This is a genomic window from Caulobacter sp. S45 (assembly GCF_009765965.1).
Taxonomy (GTDB): Bacteria; Pseudomonadota; Alphaproteobacteria; order Caulobacterales; family Caulobacteraceae; genus CAHJWH01.
On the sequence record NZ_LMUL01000003.1, the window covers coordinates 168,221 to 189,058 of the forward strand.

General features: G+C 69.1%; 21 protein-coding genes. 15 read left to right on the forward strand and 6 right to left on the reverse strand.

Annotation, left to right across the window (positions count from 1 at the left end):
* The 4 genes from GSQ87_RS02295 to GSQ87_RS02310 all read left to right on the forward strand — a co-directional run.
* Positions 1-95 (forward strand): DUF1491 family protein (locus GSQ87_RS02295; RefSeq protein ID WP_158912940.1); only part of this gene is annotated, 95 nt, incomplete at its 5' end.
* Between the two features lie 68 nt (positions 96-163).
* Positions 164-544 carry a hypothetical protein gene (locus GSQ87_RS02300; protein ID WP_158912941.1) on the forward strand — a complete coding sequence of 127 codons (381 nt, stop codon included), beginning with the start codon at positions 164-166 and terminating at the stop codon, positions 542-544.
* 59 nt (positions 545-603) lie between these two features.
* Positions 604-2,199: a peptide chain release factor 3 gene (locus tag GSQ87_RS02305; RefSeq protein ID WP_158912942.1), complete on the forward strand. Its 1,596-nt coding sequence runs from the start codon at positions 604-606 to the stop codon at positions 2,197-2,199.
* Between the two features lie 98 nt (positions 2,200-2,297).
* Positions 2,298-3,623, forward strand: coding sequence for a hypothetical protein (locus GSQ87_RS02310; protein WP_158912943.1), 1,326 nt, complete (start codon positions 2,298-2,300; stop codon positions 3,621-3,623).
* 8 nt (positions 3,624-3,631) lie between these two features.
* Here GSQ87_RS02310 and GSQ87_RS02315 read toward each other — a convergent pair whose 3' ends face one another.
* The 3 genes from GSQ87_RS02315 to GSQ87_RS02325 all read right to left on the reverse strand — a co-directional run bounded on the left by GSQ87_RS02315 (position 3,632) and on the right by GSQ87_RS02325 (position 6,371).
* Complete coding sequence (locus tag GSQ87_RS02315) at positions 3,632-4,723, reverse strand: DUF2336 domain-containing protein (RefSeq protein WP_158912944.1); 1,092 nt, start codon at positions 4,721-4,723, stop codon at positions 3,632-3,634.
* 5 nt (positions 4,724-4,728) lie between these two features.
* Positions 4,729-5,520: a hypothetical protein gene (locus tag GSQ87_RS02320; RefSeq protein WP_158912945.1), complete on the reverse strand. Its 792-nt coding sequence runs from the start codon at positions 5,518-5,520 to the stop codon at positions 4,729-4,731.
* Positions 5,521-5,582: 62 nt separating this feature from the next.
* A complete protein-coding gene (locus tag GSQ87_RS02325; RefSeq protein WP_254062705.1) occupies positions 5,583-6,371 on the reverse strand; it encodes an ABC transporter permease in 789 nt (262 codons plus the stop codon).
* Positions 6,372-6,585: 214 nt separating this feature from the next.
* Here GSQ87_RS02325 and GSQ87_RS02330 point away from each other — a divergent pair, with 214 nt between their 5' ends.
* The 3 genes from GSQ87_RS02330 (at position 6,586) to GSQ87_RS02340 (ending at position 11,373) form a co-directional block, all read left to right on the forward strand.
* Positions 6,586-9,798, forward strand: a complete 3,213-nt coding sequence (locus GSQ87_RS02330) for an SEL1-like repeat protein (RefSeq protein ID WP_158912946.1) — start codon at positions 6,586-6,588, stop codon at positions 9,796-9,798.
* A gap of 125 nt (positions 9,799-9,923) precedes the next feature.
* A complete protein-coding gene (locus GSQ87_RS02335) occupies positions 9,924-10,649 on the forward strand; it encodes a thioredoxin family protein (RefSeq protein WP_158912947.1) in 726 nt (241 codons plus the stop codon).
* Between the two features lie 391 nt (positions 10,650-11,040).
* Positions 11,041-11,373 carry a DUF2794 domain-containing protein gene (locus GSQ87_RS02340; RefSeq protein WP_158912948.1) on the forward strand — a complete coding sequence of 111 codons (333 nt, stop codon included), beginning with the start codon at positions 11,041-11,043 and terminating at the stop codon, positions 11,371-11,373.
* A gap of 86 nt (positions 11,374-11,459) precedes the next feature.
* On the opposite strand, the gene GSQ87_RS02345 is transcribed toward GSQ87_RS02340, so the two are convergent.
* Positions 11,460-12,212, reverse strand: coding sequence for a Bax inhibitor-1/YccA family protein (locus tag GSQ87_RS02345; RefSeq protein ID WP_158912949.1), 753 nt, complete (start codon positions 12,210-12,212; stop codon positions 11,460-11,462).
* A gap of 198 nt (positions 12,213-12,410) precedes the next feature.
* Here GSQ87_RS02345 and GSQ87_RS02350 point away from each other — a divergent pair, with 198 nt between their 5' ends.
* Together GSQ87_RS02350 and ppk2 are read left to right on the forward strand one after the other, a co-directional pair.
* Positions 12,411-13,307 carry a CoA ester lyase gene (locus tag GSQ87_RS02350; RefSeq protein ID WP_158912950.1) on the forward strand — a complete coding sequence of 299 codons (897 nt, stop codon included), beginning with the start codon at positions 12,411-12,413 and terminating at the stop codon, positions 13,305-13,307.
* A complete protein-coding gene (gene ppk2, locus GSQ87_RS02355) occupies positions 13,304-14,062 on the forward strand; it encodes a polyphosphate kinase 2 (protein ID WP_158912951.1) in 759 nt (252 codons plus the stop codon). Before GSQ87_RS02350 ends, ppk2 begins: the two co-directional genes overlap by 4 nt.
* Positions 14,063-14,206: 144 nt before the next feature.
* Here the strand turns inward: ppk2 and hemF are convergent, their stop codons facing one another.
* Together hemF and GSQ87_RS02365 are read right to left on the reverse strand one after the other, a co-directional pair.
* Entirely contained in the window at positions 14,207-15,100 is an 894-nt protein-coding gene (gene hemF, locus GSQ87_RS02360; RefSeq protein ID WP_158912952.1) for an oxygen-dependent coproporphyrinogen oxidase, read from the reverse strand.
* An 80-nt stretch (positions 15,101-15,180) separates the two neighbouring features.
* Positions 15,181-15,645: a tRNA (cytidine(34)-2'-O)-methyltransferase gene (locus GSQ87_RS02365; RefSeq protein WP_158912953.1), complete on the reverse strand. Its 465-nt coding sequence runs from the start codon at positions 15,643-15,645 to the stop codon at positions 15,181-15,183.
* Positions 15,646-15,702: 57 nt separating this feature from the next.
* On the opposite strand from GSQ87_RS02365, the gene petA reads away from it, so the two are divergent.
* From petA to GSQ87_RS02395, 6 genes are all read left to right on the forward strand, one after another.
* A complete protein-coding gene (gene petA, locus GSQ87_RS02370; protein WP_158912954.1) occupies positions 15,703-16,266 on the forward strand; it encodes a ubiquinol-cytochrome c reductase iron-sulfur subunit in 564 nt (187 codons plus the stop codon).
* 26 nt (positions 16,267-16,292) lie between these two features.
* The gene (locus tag GSQ87_RS02375) at positions 16,293-17,624 is read left to right on the forward strand and encodes a cytochrome b N-terminal domain-containing protein (RefSeq protein WP_158912955.1); all 1,332 of its coding nucleotides are present in this window, start codon (positions 16,293-16,295) and stop codon (positions 17,622-17,624) included.
* A 7-nt stretch (positions 17,625-17,631) separates the two neighbouring features.
* Entirely contained in the window at positions 17,632-18,492 is an 861-nt protein-coding gene (locus GSQ87_RS02380; RefSeq protein ID WP_158912956.1) for a cytochrome c1, read from the forward strand.
* Between the two features lie 74 nt (positions 18,493-18,566).
* A complete protein-coding gene (locus GSQ87_RS02385; protein WP_158912957.1) occupies positions 18,567-19,409 on the forward strand; it encodes a S9 family peptidase in 843 nt (280 codons plus the stop codon).
* Positions 19,406-20,278 carry an S-methyl-5'-thioadenosine phosphorylase gene (locus GSQ87_RS02390; RefSeq protein WP_158912958.1) on the forward strand — a complete coding sequence of 291 codons (873 nt, stop codon included), beginning with the start codon at positions 19,406-19,408 and terminating at the stop codon, positions 20,276-20,278. Before GSQ87_RS02385 ends, GSQ87_RS02390 begins: the two co-directional genes overlap by 4 nt.
* A 10-nt stretch (positions 20,279-20,288) precedes the next feature.
* Positions 20,289-20,816 carry an adenine phosphoribosyltransferase gene (locus GSQ87_RS02395; RefSeq protein WP_158912959.1) on the forward strand — a complete coding sequence of 176 codons (528 nt, stop codon included), beginning with the start codon at positions 20,289-20,291 and terminating at the stop codon, positions 20,814-20,816.
* Positions 20,817-20,838 lie beyond the last annotated feature (22 nt).

Sequence of the window (20,838 nt, forward strand, 5' to 3'; positions counted from 1 at the left end):
AACGGGCCGTGCGCATCGATCCGGACCTGTGGATCGTGGAGATCGACGACACCCAGGGCCGTCATTTCCTGACCGAGAAGGTCGAAAAGAATTAACCGCCTTCCTAAACCGGACCGCAAGCCCGTTGGGCCTAGGGTGCTTTCCGACGAGTTGTGGAGCATCCATGCTTTTTCTGCTGAACGACACGGTTCTGGACGTGGACATGCGCAAGCTGGTCCCCCCGGCGCAGCGCGCCCGGTTCCAGGCGCTGTCGCTCCCCTTCGTGATGGACCTGGGCCGCGAGATGTTCGCGGAATTCCCGCTGCTGCATAAGGAGCCGGCCGAGCGCGTGCATCGCCTGGCCGCCCTGATCCTGTCCAAGGCGCCCGGCGTGAACGCCGCCCTGTTCCAGGCCGAGCGGGCCGGCTGCGCCCCGGAAGAGGTCGCCGCCGAACTCACCGAGGTCAGCCTGCCGGTGCTCGGCGCCCTGTACGAACGCCAGCAACAAGCCGCCCTCACCCCCGTCGCCGTCGACCGGGAAGTCTGGCGGCGCATGGCGGCCTGACCGCACAGTTTCATCGCGGGACGTGACAGCGCCCCTCGTGCGCCCTATCTGCGCGAGCCATGTCCGCTAACACGCCCGCCTCCGAGGCCGCCCGCCGGCGCACCTTCGCCATCATCTCCCACCCCGACGCCGGCAAGACCACGCTGACCGAGCAGATTCTGCTGGCCGGGGGCGCGATCCACCAGGCCGGCGCGGTGCGTGCACGCGGCGAGCAGCGTCGCACCCGCTCCGACTGGATGAAGATCGAGCGGGAGCGCGGCATCTCGGTCTCGGCCTCGGTGATGACCTTCGAGTTCGGCGACAAGCTGTTCAACCTGCTCGACACGCCGGGCCACGAGGACTTCAGCGAGGACACCTACCGCACCCTGACCGCCGCCGACTGCGCGGTGATGGTGCTGGACGCCGCCAAGGGCATCGAACCGCAGACCCTGAAGCTGTTCGAGGTCTGCCGCCTGCGCGACATCCCGATCATCACCTTCATCAACAAGATGGACCGCGAGGCGCAGGACCCCTTCGCCCTGCTCGACGAGATCGGCTCCAAGCTGGCGCTCGACCCCGCGCCGCTCTACTGGCCGGCGGGATCGGGCAATCGCTTCAAGGGCATGATCGACCTCGCGGGCGACCGCTTTCTGCCCTACGTCCGTCACAGCGACGATCCGGAGGATCGCGTTCCCATCCCGCTGCAGTCCAACGCCATCGTGCGCATCCTCGACGCCGAGGAGTTGGAAGAGGTGCAGGACGGCGCGCTCCTGGTCCAGGGCGCGTCCAAGCCGTTCGATCCGCAAGCCTTCCTGGAGGGCCACATGACCCCGGTGCTGTTCGGCTCGGCGCTGCGCCACTTCGGGATCGCCGAGTTGCTCGGCGCGCTGGACGCCTACGCCCCGCCGCCCCAGGACCGCAACGCGCTACGCGCCGGCAATCCGGTGGAGGTCCACCCCGGCGATCCGGAGGTGTCGGGCTTCGTGTTCAAGATCCAGGCGAACATGGACCCCAACCACCGCGACCGCATCGCCTTCGTCAAGCTGTGCGCCGGGCGCTTCACACGCGGGATGAAGCTGAAGGTGCAGAACACCGGCCGCCAGATCAGCGTCCACAACCCCATCCTGTTCCTGGCCGCCGAGCGTGAGTTGGCCGAGGAGGCGTTCGCCGGCGACGTGCTGGGCATCCCCAACCACGGGGTGCTGCGGGTCGGCGACAGCCTGTCGGAGACGGGCCTGGTACGCTATGCCGGCCTGCCCAACTTCGCCCCCGAAATCCTCCAGCGGGTGCGGGTGAAGGACCCGCTCAAGGCCAAGCACCTGAAGAAGGCGCTGGAAGGCCTGGCCGAAGAGGGCGTCACCCAGCTGTTCCGCCCCCAGATCGGCGCGGACTTCATCGTCGGGGCGGTGGGCCAGCTCCAACTCGAAGTCATGGCCGACCGGCTCTCCAACGAATACGGGCTGCAGGTGGCGTTCGAGCCGTCACCCTATGGCGAGGCCCGCTGGCTGTCGGGCGACAAGGCCGACCTGGAGGATTTCGCCGGCAAGCACCGCTCGGCCATGGCCTTGGACATCGACGAAGAGCCGGTGTTCCTCAGCAAGTCGGCCTGGGAGGTGAATTACGTCACCGAGCGCTTTCCCAAGATCGCCTTCCTGCGCAGCAAGGAACGCGGCTGATCGCCGGGGATTGGGGTTAATCGCGGCCCCGCCCTTGCTCCCTGTCTCCCGACCCCAGGCCGGACGTGCCGGGATGGGACGACGCGGGAGCGTGGTGGATGCATTTCGGCAAGATTACCCGGGGACCTGTCCATGAACGGCGCACCAGCTCGCTGCTGTCGGATTCCGGCCGCCTGGAACTGCTGAACATCGCCGCGGTCACGGCCCTGGTGTCCACGCCTGCGGGTGTGGCCTTCAACAGCGAGGCGCGCGCCGCGGTCGAACTGGAACAAGCCATCCTGCTGCGCGAACTGGCTCGTCGCACCGGCGATCTCGCCTGGCTGAGCCGCGCCGTCGCCGCCGCCAACCGCGCCGCCCAGGGCGCCGGCGCCACCAGCCGCCTGTTCGCCGCCGCGCGCCTGCAACGCGCCCTTTGCTCCTTGCTGAGCGCGGACCTGTTCGCCGATCCCGACGGCGACACCGACGCCGCCCACGCCCTTGCCGAAGCTGAGTCTGTACTGAACTGCGCGCCCGGCCGCCTGAACGGTCCCGGCCTGATCGGCGTGCGCCTCAGCGCCCGTTCCGCCCTGAACGAAAACGACCGCGACGCGGGCCTAGCCGCCGCCGCCCGCTTCGAAGAGGCCGCCGACGGTCTCGAAGCCCGCATGCGGGCCACCGGCTCGGGCGAACCGGAATGGGTCGCCGCCGAATGCGAGCATGCCGAACTGCTCATCGGCCTGGGCGTCAGGCGCAAGGAAGCCGGTCCGCTGGATCGCGCCGCCCGCGACCTGGCGCGCCTGGCCGCCCGGATCGACGCCACGCGCCTGCCGCTGTCCTGGATGCGGGTGGAGACCCTGCACGGGACCGCCCTGCGTTGCCTGGGCGAGATCACCGGGGAGGCCCGCCTGCTGAAGGACGCCGCCCACGCCTTCGCCGCCGCCTGGGACGCCATCCCTTCCGGTCACAGCCCGATGGACCGCGCCCGCGCCGCTCATGGGCTTGGCCTGTCGATGCAGTCCCTGGCCGAAGCCGCGTGCGAGACCAAGCTCTACGGCTCCGCCCTCACCGCCTTCGACCACGCCCTGATCGAAGCCCCCCTTGGCGCGGCGCAGTTCCGCTCGATGGCGGCCTACGACCGGGCCGCCTGCTTGGCGCGCCGGGCCGAACGCAACGGCGACCTGCCGGCCCTGGCCGAAGCCGAAGCGGCGTTCCGCGCCGACCTGGCGATCCGCTCCGCGGGCAAGGACCCCGTGGCCTGGGCGGTGGTGCAGATCGGGCTCGCGCGCATCTACGAAGCCCGCTCCGAACTGACGGGGAGCACAGCCGAGCTGAACCACGCGGCCTTCGCCCTTTCGGAAGCCCTGGACGTGTTCGCCGAACGCGGCCTGCGCAGCCTTTCCGACATCGCCCTCACCGCCCTGGAGCGCGTGAAGGCCCGGCGTTAGCGCTGGCTTCAGGCGGCGACGGCGTCGCCTTCGCGGCGGATGCGCCAAAAGCGCAGGGTGCGTAGCGCCGTTTCACGAGGCAACTCGGCGTAGACCTGGCCATAGACCTGGGCGCGGTTGGTTTCCCTGCGGTCGTCGCCGAGCAGGACCGCGAAGGTCATGAAACCTGCCCGGTCCAGGTCCGCCGCCTTGCAGACGATCGCCAAGGCGTCCAGATCGCTGGCGTCCACGATCCGGCTGAGGATGGCGTATTCGACTTCGCTCAATCGCGACAATGCAATTAAGAATTGAGTTCGCTTGCCAGCGCGCAAATATCCCGCTAGAGTTGCGGGATCGAGGCGCTTGAGGCGAGCGGCGCGGGAGACCTCGGCCTCGGCGCCAGCATAATCGGCCGGCAGCGCCCCGTCCTGGGCGGCGACTCGCGTGCGGCCGGCCATCAAGGCTGCTTCCAGCACGACGGGATCGACCTCGGCGTTGCGGGTGAGAATCCTGTCCCGCAGCCGCTGTTCGACCACGAAATACATCTGGTTCAACAGGTCGACCGGCAGGGACCTGCGCGAAACCACCGCCTCGTGCAGGTCCGGATTGCCGACCGCCCGGTCCACCACCGCCTCCGACGCCCAGCGCGAGAAGGCCGCCGTCTCGTTGCGGATCAGCACGCCGAGGGTGTCGTCGTCGCCTCGCTCCACGATCACGTCGGAGACCGCCTCGGTCAGGCCGTCCCGGCCGGAGACGACGCGTAGGTGATCCTGGCCACGGGTGCGCACGACATCGAGGAGATCGTCCTCAGACAACAGCTTCGAATTGGACAGGATCGGCCCCGCGACGGCGATCTCGTCACGCGCCAACCGCCGGGCCAGGCCCGCAGGGGCCATGTCGGCGAGCGCGAAGCGGCGCGCCAGTTCGCCGCGCACTTCTTCTTCCATCTGGTCGCTGAGGACGCAGAGCACGTCGTCGAAGCGTTCCATCTCGGTGCTTGCGGAGGCGGGCTCGTAGGCCAGGAAGGTCTCGGTGATCCGGCGCAAGAGCTCACGCCGACGCACGCTGGAGGTCTCGTGCGCCAGGGCGACGAGATCCTGGAGACGGGTGGTCTCGCTCACGAGGCTTACTGCTGCCCCGTGCTGGCGTCGGAACTGTCGGCGGCGCGCACCGTCCGCGTGGTCGCAGCGGCCCCGCTGCCCGAGGTCAGGCGCTGGATCGGATTGGGTCCCTGCGGTTCGGACATGTCGGCGGTGTTGGTGAAGAACTGCGGCGGGATCGGCGCCGGATCGGGCTGCAGACCGTATTGACGGTGCAGGGAATAGAAATGCACCCGCTCGTCCCCCTGCGCCGTCTGGGCGACGCCGGGGCGGGGCGGGACCGAAGTCCCCGCTGCTGCGGCTTGGCGTGGCGGGGCGGCGTCGTAGATCGAAGCCGGCGCGCGCTGGGGCGCGCCGGCGAGCGTCGGGGTCGAGGGCGGGGCCGCCGGAACCGGAGCCGCGACCTGCGCTGCGCCAACCGAACGGGATGGTGGGATATAGACCGGCGCCCAGCCCGAATTGGCCCGAACCGGGGCGGCGCGATAGGCGGCGAGGTCCTTGTACGCCGGCTGGGCCAAGCGCGAAGCGCCGGCGACGGCGCGAACCGGGGCTGGAAGCCGCGCGGGAGCCTGAGACGTCGCGCCCGGACTCGGGGCGCTCAAGGTCTTGGCCCCCTTGCCAGGCCAGGACAGGAAACGGCCGCGCGCGGAAACGGGGGCGGAAACGGGCGCGCCGTTCGGGGCTGAAGCGGGATCAGAAGCGGGCGCCGACGTGGGCGCGGTGGGGCCGTAGCGGTCTTGAGCCTGCGGCGCGGCGACGACCGCCAGCTCGATCACGGCGGCCAGCGTCAGAATGGGTAGGATGGTGACGCGCGGCATCAGCGGCCCCTCGATCCGGCACAGTTGGGTTGTCACCCTAACGAACGGGAATTAAGCGGGCCCTAACCGCGCCCCCGCCAGCGCGCTAACGCCGCACGTTCGAAAAGCCCCATGACTGCGTGCAACGCCGCGGCCATGGCCGCGAGCACCGCCAGGGCCGCGAACATCTCGGCGGTGCGGAGCTGGTGCTCGGCCTCCAGCACGCGCCAGGCCAGGCCCTGCGCCTCCCCGGAGCCGGCGACGAACTCGGCCACCACCGCCCCGATCACCGCCAGTCCGACCGCCACCTTCAGCCCCTCGAGCACGAAGGGCGCCGCCGCCGGCGCACGCAGGCGGAACAGCCTTTGGATACGGGAGGCTCCATAGAGATCGAACAGCCGTTCCAAATCCGGGTCGGCGGACTTGAGCCCGGTCAACGCGCCCGAGAACAATGGAAAGAAGGCCACCACCGCCGCCAGCACGACGATGGCGCGACCGGCGTGGTCGAGACCGGCCCAGATCGTCACCAGGGGCGCGATCGCCACCACCGGGGTCACTTGCAGCGTCACGGCCAGGGGTTGCACCGCCCGTTCCGCCGTCGGGCTCAGGGCGGTGGCCAGCGCCAACGGGATGGTGACCGCAATGGCCAGGGCGAGGGCCGCTAGGGCCATCCAGAGGGTCGCAAGCGCCGAGACCAGGAGTTCGCCCGCATGGCTCCAGAACGCTGCGGCGACGTCGACGGGGGCCGGCAACAGATAGGCCGGGACACGCAGCCCGACACAGGCCGCCTCCCAGGTTGCGAGCAGGACGGCTGCAAGCGCCCAAGGCGCGATCGCCGAGACCAGGCTTTCCCTTGCGACGTATCGATCCATGCCCCCTCCGCCGCCCTGCCGAATCTTCCGCCTTAAGCGCGAATTAACCATGCCTGGCCCAACCGTGGGCAACTATCCACAAGATGATCGCCTTTCGCTGCGGCGCACCCAAGATATAGAGCGCATGCCTCGTTTACACACCATCGGTGGGTCGCTAGCGTCGAATGGGGCCGGTCTGGATGATTCTGGCGACCCGTGGTGGGAGCTATCTGGGATGACAGCGGCCGGACCCTGGAGCGTCAAAGGGATCGACCCCAAGGCGCGGGAAATCGCCAAGGACCTCGCGCGTCGCTCCGGCATGACGCTCGGCGAGTGGCTGAACCAGATGATCATCGACGGTGGCGAGAGCGAACCGCCGCCGTTCGAAGCGCCGCCGCAACCCGCGCCCTACTCCGACACGCGCCGGCGCGTGCTGGACGAACTGTACCGCGAAGCCCGCACCGCGCGCACCAATCCGCCGCCGCTGCGCCAGCCCGAGCCCCGCTTCTACGACCAGCGTCCGTCGGATGCGCCCGAAGTCACCCGCGTCGCCCGGGCGCTGAGCGACCTCTCGCTGCGCATGGAAGCGGCGGAGCAACGCTCCACCCTGGCGATCAGCGGCGTCGACCAATCGGTGATGGGCGTGCTCTCGCGGCTCGACGATCTGGAGCGTGAACAGGGCGCCGGCGGAATGCGCCTGGAAGGCTCCGTCATCGAGGTCCGCGCCGCCCAGGCCCAGGTGGCCGACCGGCTGCGCCGGCTCGAACACGAAGACAGCGCCAGGGTGGAGGCGCTGAAGGCGCTGGAGTCCGCCCTGGGCCGCATCGCCGGCCACATGCAGCAGACCGACGCCACCACCGGCGCCGCACGCGAAGCCTTGGACGCCCTGTCCAAGCGCGTCCAGCAGGTGGAGACGGCGACCGCGGATGCGCCCTCCGCCTACGCGGATGCGGAAAAGGTGGACACGGTGTTGTCGCGTCTGGCCGAGCGGCTGGACCAGGCGGAAGTCCGCACCTCCGCCGCCGTGCAGTCCCTGCAGACATCCTTCGCCGGCCTGGACGCCCGTTTGCGCCACGGCGAATCGCGCAACGTCGGCCCGTCGAGCGCCGAATTGGAACGCCGTTTCCAGACCCTGGTCGAGGACCTGTCGCAGCGGGTGGAAGCCTCCCGCGCCGAACTGGCCCAACGCCTGCAGGCCGTCGCGGGCGACCGCATCGACGGGATGGAAGCCGCGCTGCGCGACCTCAAGGGCCAGGTGGACCAGGCCGAACAGCGTTCCGCCCAGGCGATCGAACGGATCAGCCGCGAGGTCATGCGCGTCGCCCAGGGCCTCGGCGAGCGCGTCGCCGCCAGCGAACACCAGATCAAGGCGCGTACGGTCCAGGCCGACGAGCGCATTGCAGCCGTCGAGGCGCGCAGCGCCGCCGCTGTGGAGTCCCTGGGCGGAGAAGTCGCCCGCATCGCAGATGTGATGGAAACCCGCATGCGTCAGACCGACGGCGCCCAGGCCGAAGCTCTGGAGAAGCTGGGCGGCGAGATCGCCCGCATCGCCGAGCGCCTGGCCGAACGCATCTCCAGTTCCGATCGTCGGTCGGCCGAGGCCATCGACGAGGTCAGCGACAAGGTCGTGCGCATCAGCGAGCAGATGGACGAGCGGCAGACCCGCGGCGTCTCCGAACTCGCCGACCGCATCCGCCAGAGCGAAGAGCGCACCGCCAAGCTGCTCGAGGACGCCCAGGCGAGGCTGGACCAGCGCCTGAACGCCCGCCCGGCGGCGGTGGAAACCCCGCCGCCGCCACACACGGCGCCTGCGCCCCCGAACGATATGGCCGCCTTCGCAGCCAGGCCGACGGCGACCGCCGGGCTGTCGAACAGCGACCCGTTCGGCGGCGCCCCGCCCCTGGAAGACCCCCTGTTCGCCCCGGCGCCTCAACCGCCCGCAGCGCCCGCGCCCCAGGCCCACTCGCCCCAGGCCGCGCCGCCGTTCGCGCCCATGCCGGCGCCTGCGCCGGCCCCAGTGAATTTCGACGCCGACGACTTCGCCCTGGACAACGACCCCTTCGCCCACCGCTCCGCCTTCGCGGGCGAGTTGTCGCCGTTCGATCCGCAGGATGATTTCGAGCCGGCCCCTCGGGCGGCGACGGCGAGCCTGGCGCCAGGCCTGTCTGGCGGAATGGCGCCGCCGTTCCCGCAGCCTTCGGCCCTCGAACCGCCGCCCATGCCGCTCTCGATCGGTCCGCCGGCCGCCTTCTCCGAGCCCTCGGCCACCCCCGCCTTTGCGGCGCCCGATCCGGCCGCTGCGTCCTTCATGGGCTTTTCGGTCAGCGATTTCGCACCGGCCGCTGCGGAAGCCGCGCCCAGCACCGCGCAGATGTCCACGCGCGAGATGTTGGAAGAGGCGCGTCAAGCCGCCAAGCGCGCCGCCGGAGGCCGTGCCGAGCCCCCGCCTGGGTCGGTCCCGGCCCCGGCGCAGGACGCCGCCGCCCGCGCGCCCCGTCCGTTCGGCCTGAGCCTGCCCAAGCGCAAGAAGGAGACTGCGCCCACGCTGCGCACCGTGGCGCTCGCCTCCCTCACGGCGGTGGCCGCGACCACGGCGGTCCTGGGCGCCTACAAGCTGAGCCGCGGAGCTCACAACGGTCCGGACGCAGGCGATCATCACGCGACGAGCCCGTCCGACCTGACCGCAGCCGCCGCCCCCTCGGCCGCCCCGCCGCTCGGCGCATCGAGCGCGACGCCTAGCCTGGCGGCGGCTTTGACCCCGCTGTCCATCGCTCCGGGCGCCAGCGCCAAGCCGGCGACGGCGACCCCCGCCAAGTCCAAAGCCCCTGCCGTTCCTCCGGCCCAAACGATCGAAGCGACCGCAAAGACCGCACCCGCCAAGCCGGCTCACGCCATCTACACCGATGCGGTGAGCCGCATCGAAACCGGCGACCTGACCGCCCTCACCGACCTGAAGAAGGCGGCGGCGATGGGCGACGGGAGCGCACAGTTCTATCTCGCGCGCCTGTACGAAGCGGGCGGGGCGGGTCTGTCGAAGGACATCTCCGAAGCGCGCCGCTGGACCCAGAAGGCGGCCGAGGGCGGCGATCCTCTGGCCATGTACAACTACGCCTCCTACGCCTACGCGGGCGACGGCGGCGCCAAGGACATCGGCACGGCGGTGACGTGGTTCCGCCGCGCGGCGGATCGCGGCGTGGTCAACAGCCAGTACAACCTCGCCCAGCTCTACGAGAAGGGCTACGGCGTGCCGCAGGACAACGCGGAGGCCTACAAGTGGTATCTGGCCGCATCCAGCGCGGGCGACGCCGGCGCCAAGGCGGCCGCGACGGCGCTGAAGGCCAAGCTCGCCCCCGACGCCCAGGCCAAGGCGGAGAAGGCTGCGACCACCCTGCATGCGCAAACCGCCGTCGAGACGTCGAAGACCGCGCAAGCCACACCCCGGCCCTGATCGCCCGCGAACCTCGCACCGCTGTTGCCCACCGCAGGCGGGGCGTCCTACTCTGATGCCGGATGCTCAGGAGGCTCACGCCAAGGTGAGAGGCTCGCTTGCGATTTCGGGGTAAAGGCTGCTGCATGCGGGTAGCGCTGCTTCTGTCTGCGGCCGCCGTCAGTGTGTGCGGCGTCGCCATGCCAACGGCCGCCGGGGCCGCGCGGCCCTCCCACGCCCGGGCGCCGGTGGTGGTCGAGCTGTTCACCGCCCAGGGCTGCGCCTCCTGCCCCCAGGCCAATCTGACGCTGGGCAAGCTGGTCGATCGCAAGGACGTGCTCGCCCTCACCTTCCCGGTGGACTACTGGGACTATCTCGGCTGGCGCGACACCCTGGCCAAGCCGGAGTTCACCGAGCGCCAGCGCGCCTATGTCGCCCGCCTGAAAGTGCGGGAGATCTACACTCCCGAAGTCGTGGTCGATGGCCGCAAGGAGGCCCGCGGCCTCGATCAGGACCGGGTCGACGCCCTGATCAAGGCGGAACAGCCGGCGGGGGGAGACATGCCCTCGGTGCGGCTGCAGCGCGGCGGGGCGCGGGTCGAGGTCAGGCCTTCCCCCTCCCATCGCAGCGTCGACGTCTGGCTGGTGCGCTACGATCCGCAGCAGCAGGACGTGCGGGTCAAGACCGGCGACAACAAGGGCAAGCTGGTGACCCAGCGCAACGTCGTGCGCGAACTGGTCAAACTCGGACGCATCTCCGTGCACGCCCGCGGCTTCACCCTGCCGGCGGCGGGACGTGAGGGCCTGAAGACGGTGGTCGTGGTGCAGGGCGTGCGGGGCGGCCCGATCCTCGCGGTCGCCCAGACGGATTGAATCCCCGAACACGCTTCGTCTGAATACACTTCGGATGAGTTGGCGATCGTGGCGCCAGCTCTACTCACATGCGCATTGCGGACAGCAAAAGACCCGCATGGCGGAGGGGGCGGCCACGCGGGTCTCTTTGTTAGGCGCCGGCCGATCGAGCCATCCGACCCGGAGGGGCTGGGGGGGCTGTTCAGGATCCAGACCGGAGGCTTTTCCGATCAGCCGACACTCACCTTATCGAGGCCCGATGCGGCGCGCCCGCGTCCGGAATTAGGCCATTTCGTGACCCTTGGAGTCGCTTTGGCAACGTGCGGTGCAGCAAAGTGGCCCGGCAGCCTCTTTCCTGCTCGTCCTGGACGCCTAGATTGGGTTCGGCCGAAAGGAAGACCCAGCACCGCGCATGAGCATCGACAGCGCCGCCCCCGCCTCGCGTCCCATGGTCTTTTTCGAAAGGCGGGAGTTGGACGCCCTGACCCAGCTCTACGGCCGCATGGTCGCCGCCGGGGAGTGGCGCGACTACGCCATCGACGGCTTGCCGGACGCGGCGGTCTTCTCGGTCTTCCGCCGCAGTTCGGAGGCGCCGCTCTATCGCATCGAGAAGCGGCCGGAGCTGGCGCGCCGCCAGGGCGCCTGGGCGGTGATCGGCCACGGCGGCGTCGTCCTGCGTCGGGGCCATGACCTCAGCCAGGTGCTGCGCCTGTTCGAGGGGCGGCGCTTCCGGGTGGTGGAGTAGGACCGCCCGAGGCTCTGGCGCCGCGCACAGCAAAACGCCCCGGCGTTTCCACCGGGGCGTCAGGAAGGCTTGGATCGCGTCTGGGTCTAGCGACGGCTGCCCATGAAGCTCAGCAGGAACTGGAACAGGTTGATGAAGTCCAGATACAGGCTCAGCGCGCCGAAGTTGGTGGCCACGCTCATGGCCGCCTGGTCGCCGCCGACCTGGTAATAGGTCATCTTCAAGCGCTGGGTGTCCCAGGCGATCAGCCCAGCGAAGATCAGCACGCCGAGGAGGCTGACGGTGAAGGCGACCACCGACGAGTGCAGGAACACATTGACGATGCTGGCGATCACGATGCCGATCAGGCCCATGATCAGGAAGCTGCCCATGGCCGACAGGTCGCGCTTGGTGGTGTAGCCGAACAGGCTGAGCCCGCCGAAGCCCGCCGCGGTGACGAAGAAGGTGGTGGCGATCGACGTGCCCGTATAGCGCAGCAGCAGCACGCCCATCGACGCCCCGATCAGGCTGACGATGGTCCAGTACAGGATGCCGGAATTCTGTGGCGTCGCGCTGCGCATGAGGAAGCGCGACCCCAGGATGACCACCAGGGGCGCGAACATCAGCACCATGCCGATCGCCGAAACGGTGTGGCTGAGACCGTAGGGGGTCTGCACCGTCGGGAAGATATAGTTGACGAGCGGGGCGTGGGAGGTGAGCCAAGCCAGCGCGCCAGAGACCACCAGGCCCAGGGCGACCTTGTTGTAGACCCCGAGCATGAAGGACCGCAGGCCGGCGTCCACCGACATGTCGGCCTGCGCCGGCGCCGGGCGCACGAAACCGCGATTGAAGTCGCTCATTTGCGAACAAACCTTTTGTGCCGCGCCCTGAAGGCGCCTGCACAGATATCGTTGAGGTTGGGGCTCCATGCAAGAGCGCCCCGATTTGCCGATCGCCCAGGCCCGCTTAAGTTTGCGTAATGATCGTCGCTCGCCGGCGGAGCCGACCTCGATCCATCGCGCTATACCCATGACACCTACGCATCCTTCGGGAACCTCATGATCGCTTCGCCCACAGCCGCCCCTCGCCCGCGCCGCAGCGCCCTGTATCTGCCGGGCTCCAACCTGCGGGCGTTGGAGAAGGCGCGCACCCTGCCCTGCGACGTGGTGATCCTGGACCTGGAGGACGCCGTCCTGCCCGAGGCCAAGGATGTGGCTCGCGCCCAGGTGATCGCCGCGCTTGAACAGGGCGGCTTCGGGCGGCGGGAAGTGGTCGTGCGGGTCAACGGCGTGGACACGCCCTGGGGCGCCGACGACCTGGAGGCGCTGAGCCGCACCGCGCCCGACGCCGTGCTGGTCCCCAAGATCGCCGACGCCGGCGACCTGGCCCGCTACGACGCCCGCCTGTCGGATGCCCCCGCCCCCACACGCCTATGGGCGATGGTGGAGACCTGCCGCAGCCTGTTTCACCTGGACGCCATCGCCGGACTGGCCGCCAGCACCCGGCTGGCGGCGCTGGTGGTCGGCGGCAACGACCTCTGTAAGGAGATGGGCGCGGCCATGGGCGGCGACCGGGCGCCGATCCAAGCGGCGTTGACCCTGACGGTGGCGGCCGCCCGCGCCCATGGGATCGCCGCCCTGGACGGGGTCTACAACGCCCTGGAGGACGCGTCCGGCTTCGCGGCGGAGTGCACCCAGGGCCAGGCTTTCGGATTCGACGGCAAGACCCTGATCCATCCCAACCAGATCGAGCCCTGCAACAGCGCCTTCAGCCCCTCGCCCAAGCGGATCGCCTGGGCCCGCGCGGTGTCGGACGCCTTCGCCGCCCCGGAGAACGCCGGCAAGGGCGCCATCCGCGTCCAGGGCGAGATGGCCGAACGGCTGCACCTGGTCCGCGCTGAACAGATCCTCGCCGCCGCAGAAGCCCAGACCCCCTCAACCCAGGACCCGTCATGAAGGAAGAGACCTACGAAGCCTCGCTGGAGGCGCTGCAACTCGCCCTGGTGCGCACCCAGGCCGCGGCGACCGCGTCCGGGGAGCGGATCGTCGTGGTGCTGGAAGGCCGCGACGCCGCCGGCAAGGACGGAGTGATCAAGCGGATCACCGAACACCTCTCCACCCGCGCCACCCGCGTCATCTCCCTGCCCAAGCCCTCCGATCGGGAGACCAGCCAGTGGTGGTTCCAGCGCTACGTCGCCCACCTGCCGGCGGCCGGCGAACTCGTGATCTTCAACCGCTCCTGGTACAACCGGGCCGGGGTCGAGCGGGTGATGGGCTTCTCCTCGGCCGAGCAACAGGCGCAGTTCCTGTGCGACGCGCCGGTGTTCGAGCAGATGCTGGTGGAGAGCGGGCTGAAGCTGGTGAAATACTGGCTCGACATCTCCAAGGCCGAGCAAGCCCAGCGGCTGGAGGCCCGCCGCAAGGACCCGCTGAAGCAGCTCAAGGTGTCGGACATGGACGCGGTCGCCCAGACCAAGTGGGACGGCTACAGCGCCGCCCGCGACGAGATGCTGACCCGCACCCACACCCCCTTCGCGCCCTGGACCTGCGTGCAGGCCGACCACAAGCGCCGCGCCCGCTTGGCGCTGATGGCGCACCTGGTGCGCACGGTGGGGCCGAAGAAGATCGCGGCCGGGGTAGAGGCGCCGGACGAGAAGGTGCTGTTCCCGTTCGGGCCGGACGTGATTACGGACGGGCGGCTGGCCAAGTAGTCTGCGTGCTTCGAGACGCGGCTCTCGCCGCTCCTCAGCATGACGAATCTTGTTGAATTTCTTGTTGGATTGCAAAAAACCTTCGTCATCCTGAGGAGCCCCGGAGGGGCGTCTCGAAGGACGCAGCACGCCCCGAGCGGCCCTTTAAGGCCACTTCACCTCGGGCGGCAGCGAGGAGAGGATCGATTCGATGTTGCCGCCGACCTTGAGCCCGAACAGGGTGCCCCGGTCGTAGAGCAGGTTGAACTCGACGTAGCGCCCGCGCCGCACCAGCTGCTCCTCGCGCTCCGCCGCGGTCCAGGGCTCCGCCATCCGTCCACGGACGATGGCCGGGTAGACGTCGAGGAACTGTAGGCCCACGTCGCGGGTGAAGGCGAGGTCGCGCTCGAAATCGCCGCTGTCGTGCTGGTCGTAGAAAATACCGCCCACGCCCCGCGCCTCGTTTCGGTGCGGCAGGAAGAAGTAGGTGTCGCACCATTCCTTGTACTTGGCGTGCCAGTCGGGATCGTGGGCGTCGCAGGCCGCCTTCATCGCCGCATGGAAGCGCGCGGCGTCCGGCGCCTCCTGGCTGCGCTGGTCGGCCAGCAGCGGCGTCAGGTCCGCTCCGCCGCCGAACCGGCCCTTGCTCGTAACCACATAGCGCGTGTTCATGTGCACCGCCGGGACGCGCGGGCTTCTCATGTGCGCGATCAGGCTGATCCCGGTGGCGAAGAAGCGCGGATCGTCCTCGGCGCCGGGCATGGTCTTGGCGAACTCGGGACTGAACTCGCCATGGACGGTGGAGATGTGGACCCCGACCTTCTCGAACAGGCGGCCGTGCATCATCCCCATCACGCCGCCGCCGCCGCCCTCGCGATCCCAGGGCTTGAGCGTGAAGCGGCCGGGCTCGCCGGGATAGAGGTCGGCGGGCGCTTCATCCTCCAGGGCCTCGAACGCGCGGTGCAGGCGATCGCGCAGTTCGGCGAACCAGGCGCCGGCGCGCGCCTTGCGGCTGTCCAGGTCGGCGTCGGAAGCGGAAACGTTCGAAGGCGTGAGCATCGGCAAGCCCCATAGCCGGTTCGGCGGAGGCCGGAAACTCGGCGCCGATTCGAAAAGCGCGCTGCGATTCGAAAAACGCCTCAGATTTTTTCGAGCGGCGGAAAATCTTTCGTTTGTCGCAGCGCCTCGCCCAACACCATCGCCGCGCTGACGATCACGTTCAACGAACGGGCGTCAGAGGCCATCGGGACCAACAGCCGGGCGTCGGCGGCGGCGTGCACCGAATCAGGGACGCCGGCGCTCTCGCGGCCGAGCAGCAGGGTGTCGCCAGGCCGGAAAACGTAAGCGCAGTAAGGGATGCTGGCCCGTGTAGTCAGCAGCAGCAGCCGCCCCGGCGCGCGATTCGCCAGGAAGGCGGTCCACGAATCATGGCGTCGGACCTCCGCCGATTCGCCGTAATCCATGGCCGCACGCCCGACTGCCTTATCCGACAGCGGAAAGCCGCAGGGCTCGATAATGTCGAGCCCAATCGCCATGCAAGCGGTCAGCCGGATGGCCGCGCCGAGGTTTTGCGGAATGTCTGGTTGAAAAAGGGCCAGTCGCATTCTAATCGATCCCGCGAAGCGCGACTGTCGCGCCCTTGCCATCCATGAGGCCGAGCAGTGGTCGAAACGACCAACGCCAATCCCAACGTTGATCCCGGTCATAGCGCCGAACCCGGTGACGGCTCCAGCCGCCGGGATTTCATCCATATCGCCGCCATCGCGGTGGGCGGCGTCGGCGCGGTTGCGGCCGTGTGGCCATTCATCGACCAGATGAACCCCTCGGCCGACACCTTGGCCCTGGCCTCCATCGAATACGACTTCTCCAAGGTCGCGGTGGGCTCCCAGGCCTCGATCAAGTGGCGGGGCAAGCCGGTGTTCGTGCGTCACCGCACGCCCAAGGAAATCGCCGACGCCGTCGCCGACGACCATGCGGCCATGCGCGATCCGGCCACCGACGCGTCGCGACACAAGGCCGGCAAGCCGGAATGGCTGATCCTGATCGGCGTCTGCACCCACCTCGGCTGCGTGCCCAACCTGGGCGGCACCTACGGCGGATGGCTGTGCCCCTGCCACGGTTCGGTCTATGACACGGCGGGACGCATCCGCGCAGGCCCGGCGCCGCTGAACCTGCTGATGCCGGACTACGAGTTCCTGTCGGCCACCAAGGTCAAGATCGGCTGATCGGCCGGAAAGCGCGCCAGAAAAACATGAGCGGACATTCCAATTACGAACCGAAGACCGGGATCGAGCGCTGGCTCGACGCGCGTCTGCCGATCATCCGGATGGCCTATGACAGCGCCATCGACTACCCGACGCCAAAGAACCTGAACTATTGGTGGACCTTCGGCGGCATCCTGGCGGTGTGCCTGGTGGTCCAGATCGTCACCGGCGTGGTCCTGGCCATGCACTACGTGCCCAACTCGGACCTGGCGTTCAACAGCGTCGAGTCGATCATGCGCGACGTGAACTACGGCTGGATGCTGCGTTACATCCACGCCAACGGCGCCTCGATGTTCTTCCTGGCGGTCTACGTCCACATGGCGCGGGGGCTGTACTACGGCTCCTACAAGGCGCCGCGCGAGGTGCTCTGGCTGCTGGGCTGCGTGATCTACCTGCTGATGATGGCCACCGCCTTCATGGGCTACGTCCTGCCCTGGGGCCAAATGAGCTATTACGGCGCGGTGGTGATCACCAACCTGTTCAGCGCCCTGGACAACGTCATCCCCGGCGTCGGCACCGCCGTCACCACCTGGCTATGGGGCGGCTTCGCGGTGGACAACGCCACCCTGAACCGCTTCTTCTCGCTGCACTATCTGCTGCCGTTCATGATTGCGGGCGTCGTCGGCCTGCACATCTGGGCGCTGCACGTGCCGGGCAACAACAACCCGACCGGCGTCTCGGTGAAGTCCAAGGCCGACACCGTGCCCTTCCATCCGTACTACACGGTGAAGGACGGCTTCGCGATCCTGGCCTTCATGATCCTGTTCGCCTGGTTCGTGTTCTTCGAGCCCAATGCGCTCGCCCACGCCGAGAACTACGTTCCCGCCAACCCGCTGCAGACCCCGGCCCACATCGTGCCGGAGTGGTACTTCCTGCCCTTCTACGCGATGCTGCGGTCGGTCCCGAACAAGCTGTTCGGCGTCATCGCCATGTTCGGCGCGATCGCCCTGCTGTTCGTGGTGCCCTGGCTCGACACCTCCAAGGTGCGCTCCATGCGCTACCGTCCGGCGGCGCGGATCTTCTTCGCCATCTTCGTCGTCAGCGTGCTGGTGCTGGGCTGGTGCGGCGGCAAGGAGCCGGACGACGTGGTCATCGCCATCGGCCGCGACGCGGCGGGCGACCCCACCGGCCTGTCGGTGACGGTGTTCTCGCGCTTCTTCGTGCTCTACTACTACGGCTACTTCCTGCTGGTGCTGCCGATCCTCGGCCTGCGCGAGAAGGTCCTGCCGGTGCCCGACACCATCTCCACCCCGGTCCTGTCGCACGGGGGCTCCGCGCTTCCGACCGGCGCGACCGCCGAAGCCTCCAAGAAGGGTTGATCCGACGATGCTGCGCAACGCGCTCAAGAGCGCCCTGCTTGGGGCGGGCGTCGCGGGTCTGCTGCTCGCCGCGGGCGGAGCCTCCGCCAAGACCAAGGTGGAAGAGCCCCGCAACGGGCACTTCTCCTTCGAGGGTCCGTTCGGCAAGTTCGACCAAGCCGCCCTGCAACGGGGCTACAAGGTCTATGCCGAGGTCTGCTCGAGCTGCCATGCGATGAACCTGCTGTTCTATCGCAACCTCGGCCAGCCGGGCGGCCCGTTCTTCGATCCCAAGCACCCCAACCCGAACGACAGCCCCTACGCCAAGGCGATCTCGGCCGACATCAAGGTGCCCGACATCGACCCGGACACCGGCGACACCATCCAGCGTCCCGCCACCCCGGCCGACCACTTCCGCGCCCCCTTCCCCAACGAGGCCGCCGCCCGCGCCACCAACGGCGGCGCCTATCCGCCCGACCTGTCGGTGATCGCCAAGGCCCGTGAAGGCGGGGCCAACTACATCTTCAGCCTGCTCAGCGGCTACGCCCCCCCGCCCAAGGGTCTGACGGTGCCGGCTGGCAAGTACTACAACCCCTACTTCCCCGGCGATCTGGGCTCGTTCTGGACCGGCCCCAAGGACCAGGTGCCCAAGGGCGGCTTCATCTCGATGCCGTTCCAGCTCACGCCGGGCCGAGTCACCTTCGACGACGGTACGAAGTCGACCACCGAACAGCAGGCCCACGACGTGGCGACCTTCCTGGCCTGGGCGTCGGAGCCCAAGCAGGAGGAACGCAAGCAGACCGGCCTGGCGGTGATGATCTACCTGTTCATCTTCACTGGCCTAGCCTACGGCTCCTACCGCCGGATCTGGCGGAACGTGGCCCACTAAGAGTGGCGCGCCCGCGTCGATGGATTGAGAGGGCGGCCATAGCGGCCGCCCTTTTCACGTGTGGAACGCAGGGCATGGCCCAGTCGACGCCGATGTCGTGGGCCGAGCTGCGCAGCCGACCCAGCCCCAAGCCGACCCGTTCGATCGCCTATGGAGGCGACCCCAGCCAGGTCGCCGACCTGTGGCTGCCCGAGGGCGAAGGCTCGCATCCCGTCGTGGTGCTGATCCATGGCGGTTGCTGGCAGGCGTCGGTCGCCGACCGAAGCTATTTCAACTCCGCCGCCGAAGACCTGCGCCGGCGCGGCCTCGCGGTGTGGAACATCGAGTACCGCGGCGTCGACCAGCCCGGCGGCGGCTATCCGGGCACCTTCCAGGACGTGGCGGCCGCCATCGACCGGCTGGGCGTCGAGGCGCCGAAGCTGCATCTCAGCCTCAAGAATCTGGTCGTGGCGGGCCACTCCGCCGGCGGCCATCTGGCCCTGTGGGTCGCCGCTCGCCATCGCATCGCGAAGTCCAGTCCACTGCACCAGGCCGCGCCGCTGCGGGTGTCCGCCGTGGTGGATATCGCCGGCATCCCCAACCTCGAGACCGACACCCACACCGCCTGCGGTGGCGACGGGATCAAGCAACTCACCGGCGTCCCGACCGAGGCGCGCCCGAACGTCTTCTCCGACACTTCGCCGGCCCACCTGCTGCCGCTGGGCGTGCCCCAGGTGGTGATCCACGGCGCCCAGGACGTGACCGTCGCCCCGGCGGTGGGCGAAGCCTACGTCAAGGCGGCGCGCGCGGCGGGCGACCATGTGGCCTTCCACACCCCACTCGGCGCCCACGTCGAGGAGGTCGCACCCGGCACGGCCGCCTGGGCCGACGTTTCCGCCACCATCATCGCGCTGGCCCATGGGAGACCCGTGACATGAGCGACTGGACGCTGGGCGTCATCGGCGGCTCGGGCCTGTACGAGATCGCTGGCCTGACCGACCGCGAATGGCGGCGCGTCGACAGCCCCTGGGGCGCGCCGTCCGACGAGATCCTGTTCGGCACACTAAACGGGACCGCCGTGCGGTTCCTGCCCCGCCATGGTCGAGGCCACAAGGTCTCGCCCAGCCACATAAATTACCGCGCCAACATCGACGCGCTGAAGCGGGCCGACTGCACCGACATCGTCTCCCTGTCCGCCGTCGGCAGCCTAAAGGAAGAGCTTCCGCCCGGCGTGTTCGTGGCGGTGGACCAGTACATCGACCGCACCTTCGCCCGCGAGAAGAGCTTCTTCGGCGATGGCGCGGTGGCCCACGTCTCCATGGCCCACCCGGTGTGTGAGCGCCTGACCCGCCTGGCCGCCACAGCCGCGCGCGCGGCGGGCGCCCGGGTGACGGAGGGCGGGACCTATCTCTGCATGGAAGGCCCGCAGTTCTCCACCAAGGCGGAGAGCGAGCTGTACCGCTCGTGGGGCTGTTCGGTGATCGGCATGACCAACATGCCCGAGGCCAAGCTGGCGCGCGAGGCCGAGCTGCCTTACGCCAGCCTGGCTATGGTCACCGACTACGACTGCTGGCACGCCGACCACGGCCATGTGGAGGTCGCCGACATCATCCGGGTGATGCACGCCAACGCCGACCACGCCAAGGCCGCCGTGGCCAACCTGGCCTTAGCCCTAGCCTCCACGCCCCGCACGCCATCGCCGATCGACACCGGGCTCGATTTCGCCCTGATCACCCCGCCCGAGCACCGCGACTCCGCCCTGCTGGCCAAGCTGGACGCGGTGGCCGGTCGTCTCCTCAAGTCTTGAGAGCCCGTCCTTGAACCTCGCCGACGCCATCCGCACGATCCCCGACTATCCCAAGCCGGGCATCATGTTCCGCGACATCACCACTCTGCTCGGCGACGCCCGCGCCTTCCGCCGCGCGGTGGACGAGATGGTGCAGCCCTTCGCCGGCCAGAAGATCGACAAGGTGGCCGGAATCGAAGCGCGCGGCTTCATCTTCGGCGCCGCCATCGCGCACCAGCTCTGCGCCGGCTTCGTGCCGATCCGCAAGAAGGGCAAGCTGCCCCACAAGACCCTCTCGGCCGAGTACGCCCTGGAATACGGGACCGACGTCATCGAGATGCACCTGGACGCGGTGCTGGAGGGCGAACGGGTCATGCTGGTGGACGACCTGATCGCCACCGGCGGCACCGCCGAGGCGGCGTTGAGGCTGCTACGCGGCGCCAAGGCCGAGGTGGTCGCCGCCGCCTTCGTGGTCGACCTGCCCGACCTGGGCGGCGCGGAACTGCTGCGCAAGCTAGGCGTGCAGGTCTCAGCCCTGGTCAGCTTCGGGGGCCACTGACCCTCTTTCCGAGAGGAGAATG